This window comes from Amycolatopsis solani, assembly GCF_033441515.1.
In the GTDB taxonomy this organism is placed as follows: Bacteria; Actinomycetota; Actinomycetes; order Mycobacteriales; family Pseudonocardiaceae; genus Amycolatopsis; species Amycolatopsis solani.
Genome location: NZ_JAWQJT010000001.1, coordinates 578,893 through 597,960, shown reverse-complemented (window position 1 = coordinate 597,960; position 19,068 = coordinate 578,893). Strand labels below are relative to the sequence as shown.

The 19,068-nt window shown below is 70.9% G+C and carries 18 protein-coding genes, 3 tRNA genes and 1 pseudogene; 14 read left to right on the top strand and 8 right to left on the bottom strand.

Going from position 1 to position 19,068, the window contains the following annotated elements:
- Window positions 1-83 precede the first annotated feature (83 nt).
- On the bottom strand, window positions 84-1,217 hold the full coding sequence (locus SD460_RS03015; RefSeq protein WP_318305897.1) for a hypothetical protein: 1,134 nt from the start codon (window positions 1,215-1,217) through the stop codon (window positions 84-86).
- Between the two features lie 105 nt (window positions 1,218-1,322).
- Here SD460_RS03015 and SD460_RS03010 point away from each other — a divergent pair, with 105 nt between their 5' ends.
- A complete protein-coding gene (locus SD460_RS03010) occupies window positions 1,323-1,997 on the top strand; it encodes a MerR family transcriptional regulator (RefSeq protein ID WP_290051367.1) in 675 nt (224 codons plus the stop codon).
- A 351-nt stretch (window positions 1,998-2,348) separates the two neighbouring features.
- Window positions 2,349-3,158: a class I SAM-dependent methyltransferase gene (locus SD460_RS03005; protein WP_318305896.1), complete on the top strand. Its 810-nt coding sequence runs from the start codon at window positions 2,349-2,351 to the stop codon at window positions 3,156-3,158.
- Between the two features lie 72 nt (window positions 3,159-3,230).
- On the opposite strand, the gene lon is transcribed toward SD460_RS03005, so the two are convergent.
- From lon to SD460_RS02990, 3 genes are all read right to left on the bottom strand, one after another.
- Window positions 3,231-5,633: an endopeptidase La gene (gene lon / locus SD460_RS03000; protein ID WP_318305895.1), complete on the bottom strand. Its 2,403-nt coding sequence runs from the start codon at window positions 5,631-5,633 to the stop codon at window positions 3,231-3,233.
- Between the two features lie 100 nt (window positions 5,634-5,733).
- The gene (locus SD460_RS02995) at window positions 5,734-6,588 is read right to left on the bottom strand and encodes an SAM-dependent methyltransferase (RefSeq protein ID WP_318305894.1); all 855 of its coding nucleotides are present in this window, start codon (window positions 6,586-6,588) and stop codon (window positions 5,734-5,736) included.
- A gap of 83 nt (window positions 6,589-6,671) precedes the next feature.
- Window positions 6,672-7,610 (bottom strand): GNAT family N-acetyltransferase, encoded by a 939-nt coding sequence (locus SD460_RS02990; RefSeq protein ID WP_318305893.1) that lies wholly within the window; start codon window positions 7,608-7,610, stop codon window positions 6,672-6,674.
- A gap of 237 nt (window positions 7,611-7,847) precedes the next feature.
- Here SD460_RS02990 and SD460_RS02985 point away from each other — a divergent pair.
- The 6 genes and pseudogenes from SD460_RS02985 to SD460_RS02960 all read left to right on the top strand — a co-directional run bounded on the left by SD460_RS02985 (window position 7,848) and on the right by SD460_RS02960 (window position 12,034).
- Window positions 7,848-10,503: pseudogene (locus SD460_RS02985) on the top strand (putative bifunctional diguanylate cyclase/phosphodiesterase).
- Between the two features lie 80 nt (window positions 10,504-10,583).
- Window positions 10,584-10,656: transfer RNA gene (locus tag SD460_RS02980), tRNA-Thr, on the top strand.
- Between the two features lie 50 nt (window positions 10,657-10,706).
- A tRNA-Met gene (locus tag SD460_RS02975) sits at window positions 10,707-10,779 on the top strand.
- A gap of 167 nt (window positions 10,780-10,946) precedes the next feature.
- Window positions 10,947-11,111, top strand: coding sequence for a 50S ribosomal protein L33 (gene rpmG, locus SD460_RS02970; RefSeq protein WP_005152047.1), 165 nt, complete (start codon window positions 10,947-10,949; stop codon window positions 11,109-11,111).
- A 78-nt stretch (window positions 11,112-11,189) separates the two neighbouring features.
- A complete protein-coding gene (locus SD460_RS02965; protein ID WP_290062724.1) occupies window positions 11,190-11,639 on the top strand; it encodes a MaoC family dehydratase N-terminal domain-containing protein in 450 nt (149 codons plus the stop codon).
- Complete coding sequence (locus SD460_RS02960) at window positions 11,636-12,034, top strand: MaoC family dehydratase (protein WP_290062725.1); 399 nt, start codon at window positions 11,636-11,638, stop codon at window positions 12,032-12,034. The genes SD460_RS02965 and SD460_RS02960 overlap by 4 nt, the downstream gene beginning before the upstream one ends.
- 48 nt (window positions 12,035-12,082) lie before the next feature.
- Here SD460_RS02960 and SD460_RS02955 read toward each other — a convergent pair whose 3' ends face one another.
- Genes SD460_RS02955 through SD460_RS02945 form a run of 3 tightly spaced genes read right to left on the bottom strand, consistent with a single transcriptional unit; the run spans window position 12,083 to window position 14,190 of the window.
- A complete protein-coding gene (locus SD460_RS02955) occupies window positions 12,083-12,988 on the bottom strand; it encodes an SGNH/GDSL hydrolase family protein (RefSeq protein WP_290062727.1) in 906 nt (301 codons plus the stop codon).
- 35 nt (window positions 12,989-13,023) lie between these two features.
- A complete protein-coding gene (locus tag SD460_RS02950; protein ID WP_290062728.1) occupies window positions 13,024-13,242 on the bottom strand; it encodes a hypothetical protein in 219 nt (72 codons plus the stop codon).
- A gap of 18 nt (window positions 13,243-13,260) precedes the next feature.
- Window positions 13,261-14,190, bottom strand: coding sequence for a TIGR03619 family F420-dependent LLM class oxidoreductase (locus SD460_RS02945; RefSeq protein WP_318305892.1), 930 nt, complete (start codon window positions 14,188-14,190; stop codon window positions 13,261-13,263).
- Window positions 14,191-14,396: 206 nt separating this feature from the next.
- On the opposite strand from SD460_RS02945, the gene SD460_RS02940 reads away from it, so the two are divergent.
- The 6 genes from SD460_RS02940 to SD460_RS02915 all read left to right on the top strand — a co-directional run bounded on the left by SD460_RS02940 (window position 14,397) and on the right by SD460_RS02915 (window position 17,975).
- A tRNA-Trp gene (locus SD460_RS02940) sits at window positions 14,397-14,469 on the top strand.
- A 26-nt stretch (window positions 14,470-14,495) separates the two neighbouring features.
- Window positions 14,496-14,936 carry a preprotein translocase subunit SecE gene (gene secE / locus SD460_RS02935; protein ID WP_290059982.1) on the top strand — a complete coding sequence of 147 codons (441 nt, stop codon included), beginning with the start codon at window positions 14,496-14,498 and terminating at the stop codon, window positions 14,934-14,936.
- A 63-nt stretch (window positions 14,937-14,999) separates the two neighbouring features.
- Window positions 15,000-15,818: a transcription termination/antitermination protein NusG gene (gene nusG, locus SD460_RS02930; protein ID WP_290059981.1), complete on the top strand. Its 819-nt coding sequence runs from the start codon at window positions 15,000-15,002 to the stop codon at window positions 15,816-15,818.
- 76 nt (window positions 15,819-15,894) lie between these two features.
- Complete coding sequence (rplK, locus tag SD460_RS02925; RefSeq protein WP_003079266.1) at window positions 15,895-16,332, top strand: 50S ribosomal protein L11; 438 nt, start codon at window positions 15,895-15,897, stop codon at window positions 16,330-16,332.
- 79 nt (window positions 16,333-16,411) lie between these two features.
- Window positions 16,412-17,131, top strand: coding sequence for a 50S ribosomal protein L1 (rplA, locus tag SD460_RS02920; RefSeq protein ID WP_284747830.1), 720 nt, complete (start codon window positions 16,412-16,414; stop codon window positions 17,129-17,131).
- Between the two features lie 70 nt (window positions 17,132-17,201).
- Complete coding sequence (locus SD460_RS02915) at window positions 17,202-17,975, top strand: alpha/beta fold hydrolase (protein ID WP_290059978.1); 774 nt, start codon at window positions 17,202-17,204, stop codon at window positions 17,973-17,975.
- A gap of 1 nt (window position 17,976) precedes the next feature.
- On the opposite strand, the gene SD460_RS02910 is transcribed toward SD460_RS02915, so the two are convergent.
- Window positions 17,977-18,819, bottom strand: a complete 843-nt coding sequence (locus tag SD460_RS02910; RefSeq protein ID WP_290059976.1) for a hypothetical protein — start codon at window positions 18,817-18,819, stop codon at window positions 17,977-17,979.
- Window positions 18,820-19,068 lie beyond the last annotated feature (249 nt).

The window sequence follows — 19,068 nt, the reverse complement described above, 5'->3', positions numbered from 1 at the left end:
CGACTTCGCCGCCCTCGCGGCTGATCCGGACGAAGACCGCGCCGCAGCAACCCCACGTGCACTCCGCCTCGGCGAGCATCACCTCACGAGGCTCCGCGCCGGGCAGCAGCGGGCTGTCCGGCCCCAGCAGCGCGTCGGGGTCCGCCCACGGGCCCTCGGCGAACACCGGCCCGACCACGTCCCGGTCGTCGACCAGGAGCTTGAGTTCGAGCCGGCTCCAGGCGGAGTCCTCCGGCAGGACCACGGCGGCGCGCAGGCGATTGACCACCTCGCCAGGCTAGGCGGAACGTCCACCGGGCTCCGGTCCGTTTCCCGCCGGTCGCCGGGTGCGAGCCGCGCACGGCGATCCACGCGCCGGCGATCGTGAGGACGACGATGCCGGCGCCGGCGAGGAGGGTGACCTCGTCCGGCTTCAGCAGCGGCTGGCCGCGAAGCGCCTGCCAGACCAGCAGCACCGTCACCGCCGTCCACGCGGCCGCGGCCAGGGCGACCAGGCGTGCCCGGACTCGTTCCGGACGCAAGAACACCACCCGGGCCGACAGCGCGCGCAGCGCGAAGGCGAGCAGGGGCAGCGCCTGCAGGGCGTGCAGGCCCCAGAAGTGCCCGATCCGCAGGTCGCCGCCGGTTGTCGACCAGCCCAGCAGTGGCAAGCCAGGGCCGCCGTCGGGCACGCCGACCGCGTGGCCGCCGACGAGCCGCATTCCCGGATCCGCGGCGCCGGTGCCCACCGCGGCGGAAGGGACGACCATGAAAAACGCGGCGGAAATCCCCAGCAACGACACCAGCACGCCGAGCGAGAGGCCTCGCGACAGGGAAGTGGTCAGCGTGCGCTGCCTCAGCAGCACGACGGCCAGGGCGGCGGTGGCCGTCCAGATGACCACCGACCCCGCTCCCAAGGCCGCGTACACCACGCGATCCACCGGTGTGCTGACGTTGAAGTGGCTCAGCCGCCCCCGTGCGGCTTGCCCGGTGATCCCGCACATCTCGACCACCACGGCCGCGGTCAGCGCGATCGCCGCCCACCGCGTGACCCGCTGGGCTCGCCGGCCGCGCACCAGGGGGACGAGCAACCCGATGGTTCCCAGGTACAGGGCGAAGCTGATGGCGAACTTCAGTGGCTTGGCCCATCGCGGCTGCCCCAGCACCTGGCCGGGATCCAGCGTCAGCGCCACCGTCAGCGCCGCCGCCGTCACCAGCAGGATCGCGGCGGTGGCCACCGTGGGACGATGACCGACGCGCAGCAAGCGGATAATTGAATTAACCATGTTCGGATAATAGAGTTATCCGAACGGCGGGGCAACCGAGGGGAGCACGCGGTGCGGATGGCCGAGCTGAGCAGGCACGCCGGCGTCGGGATACCGATGATCAAGTACTACCTGCGGCAGGGAATGCTGCCCGCCGGCGAACGCACCGGCGCGCCCAACCAGGCCAGCTACTCCGAGGCGCACGTGCGGCGGCTGCGGCTGCTGCGCGCCCTGACCGAAGACGGCGGGCTGACCGCCGCGGCGATCGAGCGGGTTCTGGCCGCCGTGGACAGCTCGCTCCCCCTGGCCAGCACGCTGGGTGTTGCCCAGGACGCCATCCTGCCCGCTCCCGAGCTGCCCGAAACCGATGAACACGCCCACGCTCGCGCCCAGCTGTCGGAGGTCGCGCACCGGCTCGGATGGCACGAGGACCCGGACAACCCCGGCTGGCGATCAGCGGTCCACATCCTGGCCACCTGCCACCGCATGGGCCACGACGCACTGCCCGCGCTGCTGGGTCCCTACGCCGAAGCCATGAACGCCGTCGCCGCCCACGAGGTCGACGCGGTCGCCGACGCCGGCGATCGCGACGGCGCGGTGGAGTCCGCCGTCACCGTCATCGCTCTCGGCTCCGCCCTGCTCAACGCGCTGCGCGTGATGGCGCAGCAGCAGGCCGCCCTCCGGCGGCTCGGCCCCGGCCGGCGCCCCACGGCCGCCGAGGGTGCCGCTCCTGACCCGGCGGACCGGCTCTGACGCGCGAAGATTCCGCGGCGCTGGGATGAACGCCCGCGTGCACCCCGGCCGCACGTGTGTCCTTTTCGGATGATCTCCTGTGCGGCGTCCGCGGAGTGACCCCCAGTTCCTGTGTGGAACTCCATCAGGCCAGCCGTCGACGTTCGTCGGCTATGCCGCGATTGTTCGAATTGTCGAGGAACAATCCACGCCCGCGATTGACCACACGATTCGGCGGGCATTCGTCCGCGCAACGGGTGAAGATTCGTTCCCCCTTTCGCTCGCATTTCGAAATACTCCCGTGAACCGGTAACGACCTCCGTGATCGGCCCGACGACCGCAAGGGGCAGGGGCCAACAAGTGGAGGTGCACATGCCGGTACCCGGGACGCTCGACCGCCCGACGCGGGAGCAGCTCGTGCGGGTCCAGTACGCCGATGCCCAGCTCGTCGCCGACTACGCCGACGCCTACTCCGGGGCGGGGCCGACCGCGCGGTACCACCGTTCCCGGCTCCACGCCGTCGACCGGGTGCTCGCCGGACGGCCCGGTGGCGCCTTGCTCGACGTCGGGTGCGGGCCGGGGATGATGGTCCGGCACCTGCTCGACGGGCGGCCGGGGGAATTCGCCGTCACCGGATGCGATCGGTCCGCCGCGATGGTCGACGCAGCGCGGCAACGGGCCGGAAAAGAGGCGGAGTTCTCCGTCGGGAACATCGAAGAAATGCCGTTCGCCGACGACGCTTTCGACATCGTGCTCGCGATGGGCGTGCTCGAATACGTGGACATCGCGCCCGCCCTGCACGAAATCGCGAGAGTGGTCCGGCCCGGCGGGCTCGCGGTCGTCACCATGCTCAACCCGCGCAGTCCCTACCGGCTCGTGGAATGGGGGCTGTACTGGCCCGCGCGCCGCGTGCTCGGTGGTCTCGAAGAGGCCTTCCACGTCCCGCGGCGCCACGGGGCGCGCCGCACCGGGATCCGGGCCTGCGCGCCGGGGCGGCTGCGCCACGAGCTGTGGCGGGCCGGGCTGCAGCCCCAGGACACGCTCTTCTACGACGTCACCGCGCTGGTGCCGCCGTTCGACCGGCTCGTCCGCGGCCGGTCCGACCGTCCGGAGAGGACGGTCGGGCGCGGTGCGCGGGGCCGGCTCGGCACCGGGTACCTGATCGCCGCCCGGCGGGTCTGAACGCACGCGAACGGCCGGTTTCCCCTGGGGGAAGGGGGAAACCGGCCGTTCGTCAGGTGGCGGCGCTCGGGGTTACGCCGCCTGGGGAACCGGCGTGGACGCCGGGGTCAGTGCGAGGTCGAGGACCTCGCGGACGTTCGCCACCGCGTGGACGTCCAGCTGGGACAGCACTTCGGCCGGGACGTCGTCGAGGTCCGGCTCGTTGCGCTGCGGGATGATCACCGTCTTCATCCCCGCCCGGTGCGCGGCCAGCAGCTTCTGCTTGACGCCGCCGATCGGGAGCACCCGGCCGGTCAGCGACACCTCACCGGTCATCGCCACGTCGGCGCGGACCACGCGGCCCGAGAGCAGCGACGCCAGCGCCGTCGTCATCGTGACGCCCGCCGACGGCCCGTCCTTCGGGACCGCGCCCGCCGGGACGTGGACGTGGATGCCGCGCTTGCGCAGGTCGCCCACCGGCAGCTCCAGCTCCGCGCCGTGCGAACGCAGGTAGGAGAGCGCGATCTGCGCCGACTCCTTCATCACGTCGCCGAGCTGGCCGGTCAGCTGCAGCCCGGACGCGCCGGACTCCTCGTCGGCCAGCGACGCCTCGATGTAGAGGACGTCACCGCCGGCGCCGGTCACCGCCAGGCCGGTCGCCACGCCCGGCGTCGCCGTGCGCTGGGTTGACGCCGGGAGCGACGACTCCGGGATGTGCCGCGGCCGCCCGAGGTAGGTCTCCAGGTCCGAGGCGTCGACGGACAGCGGCAGCGAAACCTCGTCCAGCGCCACCTTGGTCGTGATCTTCCGCAGCACCTTCGCGATGGTCCGGTTCGCGGCGCGCACGCCCGCCTCGCGGGTGTACTCGGCGGCGATCCGGCTGAACGCCGCGTCCGTCAAAACCACGTCCGAAGTGCCCAGCCCGGCGCGCTCCAGCTCGCGGGGGAGCAGGTGGTCGCGGGCGATGGTGACCTTCTCGTGCTCGGTGTAGCCGTCCAGCGTGACGAGCTCCATGCGGTCCAGCAGCGGGCCGGGGATGGTCTCGAGCGCGTTGGCCGTCGCCAGGAACACGACGTCGGACAGGTCCAGCTCGACCTCGAGGTAGTGGTCGCGGAACGTGTGGTTCTGCTCCGGGTCCAGCACTTCGAGCAGGGCGGCCGTCGGGTCGCCGCGGTAGTCGGCGCCGACCTTGTCGATCTCGTCGAGCAGCACGACCGGGTTCATCGAACCGGCTTCCTTGATGGCGCGGACGATCCGGCCGGGCAGCGCGCCGACGTAGGTGCGGCGGTGACCGCGGATCTCCGCCTCGTCGCGGATGCCGCCGAGGGCGACCCGGACGAACTTGCGGCCCATCGCCTTCGCGACGGATTCACCCAGCGACGTCTTGCCGACCCCGGGAGGGCCCGCGAGGGCGAGCACCGCGCCGGACCGGCGTCCGCCGACCGGGCCGAGACCCGATTCCGCACGGCGCTTCCGGACGGCCAAGTACTCGATGATGCGTTCCTTGACGTCGTCGAGACCGGCGTGGTCGGCGTCGAGCACCGCCCGGGCGGCCGCGATGTCGTAGACGTCCTCGGTGCGCTCGTTCCAGGGCAGCTCCAGGACGGTGTCAAGCCAGGTGCGGATCCAGCCGCCCTCGGGGGACTGCTCGGACGTGCGGTCCAGCTTGTCCACTTCGGCCAGCGCGGCCTTCTTGACGGCGTCGGGCAGCTCGGCGCCTTCGACGCGGGCGCGGTAGTCCGTCTCGTCGGCGGTGCCGTCGAGCTCGCCGAGCTCCTTGCGGATGGCTTCGAGCTGGCGGCGCAGCAGGAATTCCTTCTGCTGCTTCTCCATGCCCTCGGAGACGTCCTTGCGGATCGTTTCGGTGACCTCGAGCTCGGCCAGGTGCTCCTTGCTCCACTCGAGCGCCTTCTCCAGGCGTGCGCTGACGTCGAGCGTGGTCAGCAGCTCGACCTTCTGGTCGGTGTCGAGGTACGGCGCGTTGCCGGACAGGTCGGCGATCGCGGACGCGTCTTCGACCTGCTGGACGGCGTCGATCAGCTGCCAGCCGCCGCGCTGCTGGAGGATCGAGATGACGACGGCCTTGTACTCGGCCGCGAGCGGCGCGGTCCGGTCGTTCGTGGTTTCGGGGGCGTCCTCGGCGTGCACCCAGCGGGCGGCGCCGGGACCGTCGGCCATCCGCCCGACGCGCGCGCGGGACGTGCCGCGCAGCAGCACGGCGGCCTTGCCGCCGGGCACGCGGCCGATGCGCTCGACCGTGGCGACGGTGCCGAACTCGGCGTACTCGCCGTGGACGCGGGGGACGATGAGGACCTCGGCCTTGGTGGCGCCGGTCGACCGGATGCCGGGGAAGGACGCCTGGCTGGGCGTGCCGGCCTGGGCGGACTCCACCGCGGCCCGCGTCTCGGTGTCGCTCAGGTCGAGCGGGACCACCATGCCCGGCAGCACGACGTCGTCATCGAGCGGGAGCACGGGCAGGAGGCGGGTGTCGGACATGTGCACTCCTCGGTTAGTTGAGTCTGCCTTGCTCAACTCTCCGATGGGTGTGTTTGTTTCCGATGGAGCGTTCGCCCACAGCGATCAGTGAAACCGCAGGTCAGGAGCTTGGCCGCGCCGCGATCCCGCACCAGGCGTACGGGCGGGCCTCCGCCTCCAGCGCGTTCAGCTTCCGGTCGGGCCGCCAGTCCGGCAGGTGCACGATGCCCGGTTCGAGCAGCGGCCAGTCACCGAACAGCGGCTCGATCTCGTCGCGGTCGCGCAGCCAGACCGGGTTGCTCGTCTTGCGGTACTGCTCGACGAACCAGCGCAGCCCTTCAAGCGTCTCGCCGCTGCCGTCGCCCTCGCTCATCTGCGAGATGGCCAGCCAGCTGCCGGGCGCGAGCTTCTCGCGGTACGCCTCGAGGATGCCCTCGGGGTCGTCGTCCGGGCCGACGAAGTGCAGGACCGCCATCATCATCAGGCAGACCGGCTGCGAAAAGTCGATGAGCCGCTTCGTCTCCTCCGCGCGCAGGACCGCCTTCGCGTCCCGCATGTCCGCCTGGACGATGCCGGCCCAGTCGGTCGCCGCGCCCTCCTCGAGGATCAGCGTCGCGTGCGCCACGGCGACCGGCTCGTAGTCGACGTAGACGACCTTGGCGTCGTGCTCGTCGGGCAGCTCGGCCTCGACGACCTCGTGCACGTTCCCGGCCGTCGGGACGCCGGAGCCGAGGTCGATGAACTGCCGGATCCCCGCCCGCAGGGCCGCCCGCACCGCGCGGTTCATGAACTCGCGGTTCTGCTTGGAGCCGGGCCGCACCAGCGGCCACTGCTGCTCCATGCGCCTGCCGAACTCGCGGTCCACGGCCCAGTTCTGGGTGCCACCCAGGTACCAGTCGTAGATCCGGGCCGCGGACGGCTTCTCGGTGTCGACGCCCTCGGGCGCTCTCGGCGCGGAATCCCGCTGGTCGCTCACTCCCGGCTCCCCTCGCTCTTGGGGAGCCAGCCTATAAGGACACCGCGCCGCCGGTAATCCTCCGTTTGTTCACCGCACGGTGTTCACCGCACGGCGGGGCGGCGCTGCCAGTACGTCCACAACGGGCGGTACCCCTGCGCGTACCAGAACGGCGTCGAGAGCGGGTTCGCCGCCGCGTGGTGCAGCAGGACGACGTCGGCGCCCTCCTCGTCGAGGACGTGGTGGGCGTGGGTGGCCAGCGCGGTGCCGACGCCGGACGAGCGCGCCTCCTTCGCGACGGCCAGCGACGACAGGTAGCCGACGCGGGACGCCTTGACGCGGTCGCTGATCCAGCCGGTCTCGCCCGGGTGCTGGACGTTCACCATGCCGAGCGGGCGGCCGTACAGCTCGGCGATCCACACCGCGGGCTCCGGCCGGTTCAGCTTCTCGGCCAGGTCCTTGGTGAGGATGTCCTCGACGCCCTCGCGCCAGTTCACGGTGCCGTACTGGGCGTCGTAGGAGTGCAGCTCCATCCCGAGCGCGACGGCGGTCTCGAGGTCGCCGGGCTCGCCGCGGCGGATCTTGACGCCGGGGGTGCCGAGCGGCGTCGCCGGGACCATCCGCTCGGACGGGCGGACCGCGACCACCCGCAGCGGGGCGAACCCGTGGTGCAGCAGTTCGCGCGCGCCGGCGCCGTCACGACTGGCACGCGGGACGACCGCGGCGGTCTCGGTGTCGCCACGCTCGGCGACCGCGCGCAGATGTTCATCCCATCGAGTGAGGAGGGCGTCCAGGACCTCCGCCGGCCGCGGCCCGGCGAGCTGGAGGTCGAGCCGGTGTTCGGTCAGCGCGCGCCAGGGCGCGTTCGGCGCGCCCTGGTCGACCTGGATGCGCGAGGCGAGGCCGGACGCGGCCGAGCCGCCGGTCGCGACCTCCAGTACCACGGCGTTTTCGGCTGCCTCGAACGGAGAAGAACCGGGGAGCAGGGGATCCACCGCCGCGAGCCGTGCCGCGTGTTCGGTGGCGATCGCATCGCTGTGCATGGGCACATTGAAGCGCGACCGCGGCTCGCGTGTGTAGGGAGTCACTCGAGCGCCGAGCCTCTCTTGTTTCACCCCTTGGTCCACGCAGGTCAGCGGGTTCGGGGCATTGTTAACCCTGGGGTGATCTCCTACTGTCTCGAAAGGGACACGGGTACGCCCTACGGGGTACGGTATGGCCCTTGTCCACACCCGAAGTCACGGATCAGCACCGGTGGACAAGCCGGGAGGGAAGGTCGGATGCCGGACACCAACGCCCACGGCGACGCCGTCGCGCAGGCGCAGCCCGGGCCGGGAGCCGCTTCCGGGACACCACCGCAACCCGCCGCCTCCGCCGAAGCCCGGACGGACGAACGCCGGTTCCGCGTCTACACCTTCGCCGTGCTGAGCCTCGGGCTCGTCGCCGCGTTCGCCGTCGGCTCGTGGCAACCGTTCCACTGGGACAGCGAGCTGCTGTGGATCGGGCCGGTGCTCGCCGTCGCGTTCCTGCTCGCCGAGCAGCTCGGCATCAACGTCGACGTCCGCAGCGGCATCTCGTGGACCATCTCGTTCACCGAGATCCCGCTCGTCATCGGGTTCTTCGTCGCGCCGTTCGAAGTCGTGCTGGCCGCGCACCTGGTCGCCGGCATCGGCACACTGCTCGCGCGCAAGGTCTCCGGCCGCGTCCTCTACAACGCGGGCGCGTTCCTGCTCGAGATCACCGGCGCGTTCGCCGTCGCCGGGCTGGTCAAGTACGCCGTCGGCGCCGGCACCGGTGACAAGTTCCCGTGGGTCGCCGCGCTGGCGGGCACCCTGACCGCGCCGCTGGTGAGCACGCTGCTCGCGCTGGCCGCCGTCCGCGTGCTGCGGCGCCGGATGCGGGTCAGCACCGCCGTCCGGCTCACCGCGCGGATCCTGGTCGTCGGGTTCGTCAACGCCTCCGTCGGCCTGTCGGGCTACCTCGTCATTTCGAACACGCCCAAGGCGTGGCCGCTGGTGCTCGCCGTCTTCCTCGGCCTGACCGCGTTGTACTGGGCCTATTCGGACCTGCTGCGCGAGCAGCGGGACATGGAAGCGCTCTCCGACGTCAGCCTGATGGTCGCCCGGTCCGGGCAGCTGGCGGCGGCCCGCCCGGCCGGTCGCGCCGACGAGCTCGTCGGCGGCGTCGACGTCCGGGAGTGGGCGACGATCGCCGAGCGCATCAAGGACCAGCTCGCCGCGGGCCGCGTCGTGCTCCGGCTGCGGCTCGAGGCGAAGGACCCGCTGCGGGTCGTCGTCGCGGGCGACGACCTGCCGCCCGCCGACCCCGCCGCCGACGACCCGCTGCTGCGGCTGCCCGGCGCGCACGTCCGCCACTTCCGGATCACCGAGGCCAACCCCGACGTCCGCGCGGCGCTGCTCGACCGCGGCGCGCAGGAGGCGCTCGTCGTCCCGCTGCGCAGCGCGAACCAGCTGCTCGGCGTGGTCGAGGCGCACGACCGGCTGTCCCGCTGGCGCGGGTTCGGCAAGTACGACGTCCAGCTGCTCGGCACGATGGCCAGCCACCTCGCGACGTCGCTGGACAACCGGCGGCTGCTGGCGACGCTGCGCCACGACGCCTACCACGACCCGCTCACCGGGCACCTCAACCGGCTGGGCTTCCGGCAGGTGGCGAAGGAACCGCTGCGCGACTTCGGCAACGCCGTGGTGCTGCGCATCGACCTCGACGTCTTCTCCACGGTCAGCGACGCGCTGGGCTACGCGTGGGCCGACCGGATGGTGATCGCCGCCGCCCGGCGCATCCGCGACGCGCTCGGGCCCGACGTCCCGCTGGCCCGGCTGGAAGGCGCGTCCTTCGCGGCCCTGCTCGCCGGCTGCCCGCCGGAGGACGCCCACGACGCGGCGGAACGGCTGCGCGAAGGGCTTTCCGCGCCGTACCCGGTCGACCGGCTCTCGGTCGAGGCGAACGCGATGATCGGCTACGCGACGACGACCCCCGAGGAGTCGGGCGACGTCGTCGACATCGAAGGCCTGCTGCAGCGCGCCGACGTCGCCGTCCGCGCCACCAAGGGGGGGCGAAGAGGTCCGCGGCTACGTGCCGAGCATGGGCCAGATCTTCCTGCGCCGCTTCCAGATGGTCACGCAGTTCCGGCAGTCCCTCGAGGACGGCCAGGTCAGCGTCCACTACCAGCCGAAGATCACGCTGCCGAACCGGCAGGTCGCCGGCGTCGAGGCGCTGGTCCGCTGGGTGCACCCGGAGTTCGGCAGGCTCGGCCCGGACGAGTTCGTCCCGGCCATCGAGGCGGCCGGGCTGATCGGCGTCCTGACGTCGTTCGTGCTCGGCGAGGCGCTCAAGCGCTGCCGCAAGTGGCTCGACGAAGGCCTGCGGATCTCGGTGGCGGTCAACCTCTCGGTGCGCAACCTGGCCGACGAGGACTTCCCGGAGAAGGTCGCCCGCGAGCTGGCGCACCACGGCATCCCGCCCGAGCTGCTGACGTTCGAGCTGACCGAGTCCGGCGTGATGTCCGACCCGCAGAAGGCGCTGCCGATCCTGCGTGAGCTGCACTCGCTGGGCATCGTGCTCGCGGTGGACGACTTCGGCACGGGCTACTCGTCGCTGGCCTACCTGCGGCAGCTGCCGGTCGACCAGGTCAAGATCGACAAGAGCTTCGTCCTCGGCATGGGCACCGACCTCGGTGACCTCGCGGTGGTGCGCTCGATCGTCGAACTCGGCCACTCGCTCGGGCTGACGGTGGTGGCCGAAGGCGTCGAGGAAGACGTCGCGCGCGACCAGCTGGAGGCGATGGGCTGCGACGTCGCCCAGGGCTACCTGATCTCGCGCCCGCTGCCGGAAGATCGCCTGGAGGCGTGGCTGCAGGCCCGCACCGCGCGCTCGCCGGGGCGGCACTCCGAGACCGTGCTGACCCTGCTGACCTGAGGTTTTGCGGAAAGGGGACCCCGGTTGCACGACGGGGTGACGGGGGTTGGTAATCTTTCGAAGTCCTCGCGAGAGGCCAGGCCCCTTTAGCTCAGTCGGCAGAGCGTCTCCATGGTAAGGAGAAGGTCTACGGTTCGATTCCGTAAAGGGGCTCACGACCTCAGCCGCGTCACGCCTGCGTGTCGCGGCTTGGGTCATGTAAGGGCGGTGTAGCTCAGTTGGCAGAGCAAGCGGCTCATAATCGCTGTGTCGCCGGTTCAAGTCCGGCCACCGCTACGCAGCTGAGAGGATTGTGCTCGCGGAAAGCGCGAGCCACAGCCGCTCCGCTTAAACCCCGGGGGTCGAACCCCCGGACCCCCGCCAGGGGGCAAGCCCCCTGGACCCCCGCTTTGGGCGGCTAAGGCTGTCGGGGCGGACTCAGTACCGAGAGAGAAGGAAACGCTGTGGCTGCCACCGACGTGCGACCCAAGATCACGCTGGCGTGCGAAGAGTGCAAGCACCGCAACTACATCACCAAGAAGAACCGGCGCAACAACCCGGATCGCCTGGAGATGAAGAAGTTCTGCCCGAACTGCGGTACGCACCGGACGCACAAGGAAACCCGCTGACGCGTACGCGTTCACCAGCTTCGAAGAGCCGCCCCTGGACAACGGGGGCGGCTCTTTGCTGTTGGTAGCCTGGCCGGCGTGCCTTTGGACGAGTCGTTCACCGGGCGGGTCTACCCGCCGCAGACCAGCTACGAAGTGAGCCGGGAGAAGATCCGGGAATTCGCCGACGCGATCGGCGACACCAACCCGCTCTACCGTGATCCCGAAGCCGCGAAGGCGGCGGGCCACCCGGACGTCATCGCGCCGCCGACGTTCCTCACGATCATCAACCTGGCGTCGATCAACTCGATCGTCTCGGACCCCGAGCTCGGCCTCGACTACTCGCGGATGGTCCACGGCGACCAGCAGTTCAGCTACAGCCGTCCGGCGCACGCCGGCGACACGCTGCTGCTGACGACCCACATCGACCGGATCATGGCCAGGGCGGGCAACGACTTCATCAACCTGCGCGCCGAGATCACCGACGGCGACGGCGCGCACATCGCCACCACGCGCGCCCAGCTCGTGGTGCGGGGGGAGGACGCGTGAACACCGGCGACGAACTGCCCGCCCTCGAGGTCCGGATCACCCGCGAACAGCTGGTGCGCTACGCCGGCGCGGCGCTGGACTTCAACCCGATCCACTGGAACGAGGCGTTCGCCAAGGGCGTCGGCCTCCCGGACGTGATCGCGCACGGCATGCTGACCATGGCCGTGGCCGGCCGCGTGGTGACCGACTGGCTCGGCGACCCGGGCCGCCTGGTCGACTTCAGCGCCCGCTTCACCCGCCCGGTCGTGGTCCCTAACACGCCCGAGGGCTCGCTGGTGGAGATCACCGGCAAGGTCGGCGAGGTCTCCGGCGACGGCACCGCCCGCATCGACCTCGTGGTGAAGTTCGACGGCAAGACGGTGCTCGGCAAGCCGCAGGCCCTCGTCCGCACCTGAGGTCGTGAGTGTTCGGTCGGGTTCTAACCCGACCGAACACTCACGACCCTAGGGCAGCTTCAGCACCGACAGGACCGCGTCGGCCATGCCCTGCTCACCCCTCGCGTTGGGGTGCAGCGGGGCGGCAGGCGAGGCGGGCAGCAGGCCCTCCACCCACCGGGTGTCCGACGCTGAGCAGACGTCGTGGCCCTTGCCCGGTGTCGCCGTGTCCGCGTAGCCCGCGCGGTGGCTGTCCGCCTGGTCCTCGAGCATCTTGTTCAGCTTGCCGAGCGCGTCGCGGAAGTACGCGATGTCGCCGCTGCCGAAGGGGAGCACCGGCCAGCAGCCGTCGCCGTCCGGGAGGACGGTCGGGTAGCCGACGACCACGACCTTCGCCTTCGGGGCCTTGGTGTGGACGCGGTCGAGGATCGCGCCGACCTTCGGGGCGGCCGCGTCGATCCGCTCGGCGAGCTGGTCGTGCCCGCCCGCGGTCAGCTTGTCCTTGCAGGGCGACGCGGTCGAGTGCGCCGTCGCGCAGCCCGCCGCGTAGGTGAAGAAGCCGACGTCGTTGCCGCCGATGCCGATCGTCACCAGCGTCGTGTCCTTGGTGACGGCGTCCAGCTGCGCCGGGTTCGTCCCGTTGTCCGTCTTCTGCGGGGCGGTCAGGTGGGCGGTCGTCGCACCGCCGCAGCTGACGTCGGCGAACTGGGCCGGCTTCAGCTTCGCCGAGACCAGGTGCGGGTAGTTGTCGTCCGAGCGCTCGCAGCCCGCCGGGGTGCCCGCCTGCCGCCCGGTGCGCGGCGACGACGTGTACGAGTCGCCCAGCGCCACGTACCGGCCGCTGCCGCCGCCGGTGTCCGCGCCGTCCGGCGGTGCCGACGACGAGCCGTGCTGCCACTTGTAGTACCCGAAGCCCAGGAGCGCGAGCACGAGCACGACGACGAGACAGCCGCCCCCACCGCTTTTCTTCGCCACTTCTTCGTTTCTACCGAAGGAACGCGACGGGCGAGCTAGCCAATCCGGGTGATCCGCCGCGCGACCAGGCGGTTGAGCAGCCCGGCGCCGGTCTCCGGGTCGTCCACGCTGACCAGCACCGTTCGGCCGTTCTCGAGCACCAGCCGCAGCGCGGGCCCGCCGCGCACCTTGTCCGCCGTCGTGCCGGTCACCGGGTTGAACCGCAGGCCGAGGCCGCTGCTCCCCGGGAGCGGGACTCCGAAGGAGACTTGCATCACACTTTCGCGTGGTGGTCAGGCCGCCTTGGTGATGAGCTCCCCGGCGAGTTCCAGCGCGTGGCCGACGTCCCGCGCGACGTAGTGCAGGTCGACGAGCACCTCGGAAATGCCCAGCTCGCGGGCTACGTCGAGGCAGGGGAGGACGTCGGCGGCCGTCTCGACGGCGGTGCCGTGGCGCGGGTTGATCCGCAGCACCCGGCGCAGCTCGCCCGGGTCGCGCCCGGCCCGCTCGGCGGCCTCGAGGGCGACCGACCAGAGGCCGTCGAGGTACTGGGACGGCATCCAGCCGGCCAGCCAGCCGTCCGCACGGCGCCCGACCCTGGCCAGCGCCGGCGGGGAGAACCCGCCGAGCAGCACCGGCGGCCGCGGGTCCTGCGCCGGGCGCAGGCCCACCGTCGACGGCGCGATCCGCCACTGCGGGCCCTCGTGCGCCGCCGGGTCGCCGGTCCACAGCGCGTCCAGGGCGTCGAGCACCGCGTCGAGCCGCTTGCCCCGGCCCGCCCACGGGACGCCGGTCGCGAAGTACTCCTCGCGCAGCCAGCCCAGCCCGAAACCGACGTCCAGCCGTCCCGAGCTGGCGAGGTCGAGCGAGGTCAGCGCCCTGGCGAGCAGGACGGGGGAATAAACGGGGCCGGTCAGCGCGCTCATGCCCAGTCGGGCCGTGCGGGTCACCGCGGCCGCGGTCGCCAGCGTCGTGAACGGGTCGGCGAAGGTCTCGAACTCGACCGGGTACGGCTGCTCCGGCGTGCCGCCGCCCGGGTACAGGTCCGACGGCTCCCGTGGCGCCAGTATCCGGTCGCCGACCCAGAGCGAGCCGTAGCCGAGGTCCTCCGCGGAGGACGCGAAGCGCGCGACGGCGGCGGGGTCGGCGAGGGCGCCGTACTGGGGCAGCGCGAGCCCGAGGCGCGTCCCGTCCACCGGTGCGCGGCCGGGGGTGTCCGTCATGGCGGACATCCTGGCATGATCAGGTGGTCGGCGGAGAGTTTTCCGCAGGCCGGCCGGGGTTCGGCGGTCGATCGGGGGGCGCGGTTGCGGGCTCCCGCGAGGCTTGCCGTAGACTTCGGGACTTGGAACGCACTACGGTCATCCCCGCCTGGATGGTGGGGATGATGGAATGCGTCCTCCGGGGCCCCGAGCGATCGGGACTCCACAGGGGTGTAGCTCAATTGGCAGAGCAGCGGTCTCCAAAACCGCAGGTTGCAGGTTCAAGTCCTGTCACCCCTGCGTAGCGGAACTGGTGGAGCGGAGGAGTGGTCGTGAGCGACAGCGACGCCAGCGGCGGCGAGCAGGAGCAGGACGGCAACGGGCAGAAGCCCGAGAGCCCGTCCCGTCCCGTCACAGCCGCTGCCAGGCGTGAGCGCCGTGCGACCGCGCGCCCGGCGGGCAAGTCCGCGGCACGTGCGGACGACAAGACCCGTCCGGCCGGGAAGTCGGGGGAGAAGTCCGCCCCCGACGCGAAGGGCGCGCCGACTCCGAAGCGGGACCAGAAGGCGAAAAAGGCCTCCGTGTTCGCGCGGCTGGTGCGCTTCATCCGCGAGGTGTGGGCGGAGCTGCGCAAGGTCATCTGGCCCAACCGCAAGCAGATGGTCACCTACACCGCGGTCGTGCTGGTCTTCGTGGTGTTCATGGTGGCACTGGTGAGCGTCTTGGACTTCGCGTTCAAGAAGGGCATCGGCGCGATCTTCGGCTGACCCGCCGCCGTGCCGCGCGGGCCGGCCCGACCGACCCGGAATGATCAACTGAGAGGACGGAACGTGACCTCCGACAACGGCACATCAGCCGGTCACGACCTGACCGAGCTTTCCGACGAGCAGGTGCACGCGGCACTCGGTGACGAGGAGTCCGAGCACTTGGAGCCCGTCGAGGTGTCCGACGAGGTCGACGAAGCCGCTTCCGGTGACGAAGACGGCGACGACGTGGCCGAAGAGGCCGCCGAGCCCGAGGCCGACGACGAGGACCCGGTCGCCAAGCTGCGCGCCGAGCTCCTCGCCGCGCCCGGCGAGTGGTACGTCGTGCACTCCTACGCCGGTTACGAGAACAAGGTCAAGACCAACCTCGAGACCCGTACTCAGACCCTGGACGTCGAGGACTACATCTTCCAGATCGAGGTCCCGACCGAAGAGGTCACCGAGATCAAGAACGGCCAGCGCAAGCAGGTGCAGCGCAAGGTGCTGCCCGGCTACATCCTGGTCCGGATGGACCTGAACGACGCCTCGTGGAGCGCGGTGCGCAACACGCCGGGCGTCACCGGGTTCGTCGGCGCCACTTCGCGGCCGTCGCCGCTGACCGTGGACGAGGTGCTGAAGTTCCTCGCCCCGAAGGTCGAGAGCGAAGCCCCGGCGAAGGCCGGCAAGGGCGAGTCCGCCACTTCCACGGCCCCGCTCGGCGGCCCGGCCGTCGAGGTCGACTTCGAGATCGGCGAGTCGGTCACGGTCATGGACGGCCCGTTCGCGACGCTGCCGGCGACGATCTCCGAGGTCAACGTCGACGGGCAGAAGCTGAAGGTCCTGGTGTCGATCTTCGGCCGGGAGACCCCGGTCGAGCTGTCGTTCACCCAGGTCTCCAAGATCTGACGGCCGGCCTTCTCCGGCCGCAGTCCCCGCGTCCACGGCAGGTACGCGGGGAACGTAGTACAGGACAGGAAAAGAAATGCCACCCAAGAAGAAGAAGCTTGCGGCGATCATCAAGCTGCAGATCAAGGCGGGTGCGGCCAACCCCGCGCCGCCGGTCGGCCCGGCTCTGGGTCAGCACGGCGTCAACATCATGGAGTTCTGCAAGGCCTACAACGCCGCGACCGAGTCGCAGCGCGGGGACGTCGTCCCGGTCGAGATCTCCGTGTACGAAGACCGGTCGTTCGACTTCAAGCTGAAGACGCCGCCGGCCGCGCGCCTGCTGCTCAAGGCCGCTGGTGTCGAAAAGGGCTCCGGCGAGCCGCACAAGACCAAGGTCGCCAAGGTCACCTGGGACCAGGTCCGCGAGATCGCCAAGACCAAGGAGACCGACCTCAACGCCCACGACATCGACCAGGCCGCGAAGATCATCGCCGGTACTGCTCGTTCGATGGGCATCACGGTCGTCGACGCCTGACGTCTGCAGCTTTACCTGTGGGAGAGCCAGTGCTGGCTCGTCACCACACTGATCCGTATTCGAAGTTAAGGACAGAAGCATGACCAAGCACAGCAAGGCTTACCGCCAGGCTGCGGAGCTGATCGACAAGGCGCGCCTGTACGCGCCGCTCGACGCCGCGAAGCTGGCGAAGGAGACCTCCAAGACCAAGATGGACGCGACCGTCGAGGTCGCGATGCGTCTCGGTGTGGACCCCCGCAAGGCCGACCAGATGGTCCGCGGCACCGTGAACCTGCCGCACGGCACCGGTAAGACCGCCCGCGTCATCGTCTTCGCCGTCGGCGACAAGGCCGCCGAGGCCGAAGCCGCCGGCGCCGACGCGGTCGGCACCGACGAACTGATCGAGCGCATCCAGGGTGGCTGGCTCGACTTCGACGCCGCGATCGCGACGCCGGACCAGATGGCCAAGGTGGGCCGCATCGCCCGCATCCTCGGCCCGCGTGGCCTGATGCCGAACCCGAAGACCGGCACGGTGACCCCCGCGGTCGAGAAGGCCGTGAAGGACATCAAGGGCGGTAAGATCAACTTCCGCGTCGACAAGCAGGCCAACCTGCACCTGGTGATCGGCAAGGCTTCCTTCGACACCGAGAAGCTGGTCGAGAACTACGCCGCCGCGCTGGACGAGATCCTCCGCGCCAAGCCGTCGTCGGCGAAGGGCCGCTACCTCAAGAAGGTCACCTTCACCACGACGATGGGCCCGGGCATCCCGGTCGACCCGCTGCGGACCCGCAACCTCCTCTCCGAGGACGCGAACGTCTGAGTCGGACATCACCGGAAAGGGCGTCCCCGCTTGCTGCGGGGGCGCCCTTTCTTCGTGTCTGATGGACGTCATGCCGACTTTCGCGTCGTTCGACGGGCTCCGGTTGAACTACACCGTGTGGGAGGGCGACGGCGCCCACCGCCCGGTGCTGCTCCAGCACGGCTTCGCGGCCGACACGAACGCGAACTGGATCTCCACCGGCGTGGTGGCGGCGCTGCGCGACGCGGGCTTCACGGTGATCTCGCTGGACGCGCGCGGCCACGGCCGCTCGGAGAAGCCGTACGACGAGGCCTGCTACACCGGCGACCGCATGGCCCGCGACGTCTCGGCCCTGCTGGACGAGCTGGCCCTCGACGAGGTCTCGATGGTCGGCTACTCGATGGGCGCGATCATCGCACTGGCCGCGACGGCGGCGGACAAGCGCATCCGCTGCCTGGCCACCGGCGGCGTCGGCTCCGGCATCGTCGACTTCGGCGGCGTCGACCTCCGCGTGGTGAAGCCGGCGGACATCGCCTCGGCCCTGCTGGCGGAGGACCCGTCGACCGTCCCACCCGCCGGAGTCCCGTTCCGCCTCCTGGCCGACGCGGTAGGCGCCGACCGCCGCGCACTGGCGGCGGTGGCGCTGGCGTCGAAGGAAGGGCACCTGGACCTGTCGTCGATCGGCGTGCCGACGCTGGTGCTGGCGGGGGATCAGGACCAGCTGGCGGCGGAGCCGGAGCGGCTGGCAGCGGCGATCGCGGGAGCCCGCCTGGTCCGCATCCCGGGCGACCACATGACGGCGGTGATGTCGCCGTCGTTCTCGGAGGCATTGGTGGCGTTCCTGTCGGCACCCCACCCCCGCTGAGTCAGCGCGTGGTGGGCGTCGGTGCCGGGCACGGTGTCGGCTCGTTCGTGTGCGCGGTGATGAGCCACTGGCCCTTTTCGACCTTCTGCACGGTGAACGCGCCGAGCGCGGGGCCACCTTCGATCCCGAACTGGCACGAGCTGATCGTGAAGCGGTCGCCGGGGATGGGCTCCGAGACGTAGGACGGCATCGACTCGGCGTACTTGTTCTTGTTGGTGACCTTGCGGTTCAGCTCGTGCACCGCGACCTGGCAGTCCGCGTAGCCCAGGTCCTGGGCGAACTTCTGCTGGATCGGCTCGTCCATCCGCCCGCAGGCTTGCGGGACGAGGTTCTGCGCGACGGCGTCGTAGACCTCGCGGACGGCTTCGTACGGGCTGGTCGAGAGGATGTGGTTGGTCTGGTACTTCCCGCCGCCCTCCTGGGCGAGCTGGGCCGACGTCTTGCCCGAGTCGTTCGGGAAGAAGTGGTTGTACAGCCACGTGCCCGCGACGCCGAGGATCACCAAAGCCAGGACCCAGGCGATGACCTTCTTCCCCAGCCAGCTCAGCCACCTCGGGGCGCGGCGGCGCTCCGCCGGGACCAGTTGGTAACCCGGCGGGATCATCGGCGGCTGGGCACCGCCACCAGGATGAGAAGCAGGCGGGGCCTGGACCAGACCAGCGTCCGGCGTCGGAGCCGGCGCATTGCCCTGCTGGGACTGCGTGAACCGCAAGTAGTCCTGGAACTGCTGGAACTGGCGGAACTCCTCCAGTTGCGCCGGGTCGATCGGCTGGGCCGCGGGCGTCGAAGGGCCCGCCGGTTCGACTTCCGAGCCCGGCTTTCCGTCATCGCGCTGCTCCGCCACGTCACCATGATGCCCTCCGGGCCCGCCTGGGGAACCCCCAGCCGCCTAAACGCAGGTCAGAGCGGGCCCCGGGAGAAGGTGCCGGGAGGCGACCGGTATAGTTGTCGACGGTTCTACCGAAGACCGCTGGTTTTCCCCGCTTCCGTGGGGAACGAAGGTCCCGCATTTCGCCGGGCGGCCCGCGCAGGAGGAACGAGGCTGGCACCATCGTGTGCCGTACAACGCCCCGCGCCTGCTTGCGCGAGGGCG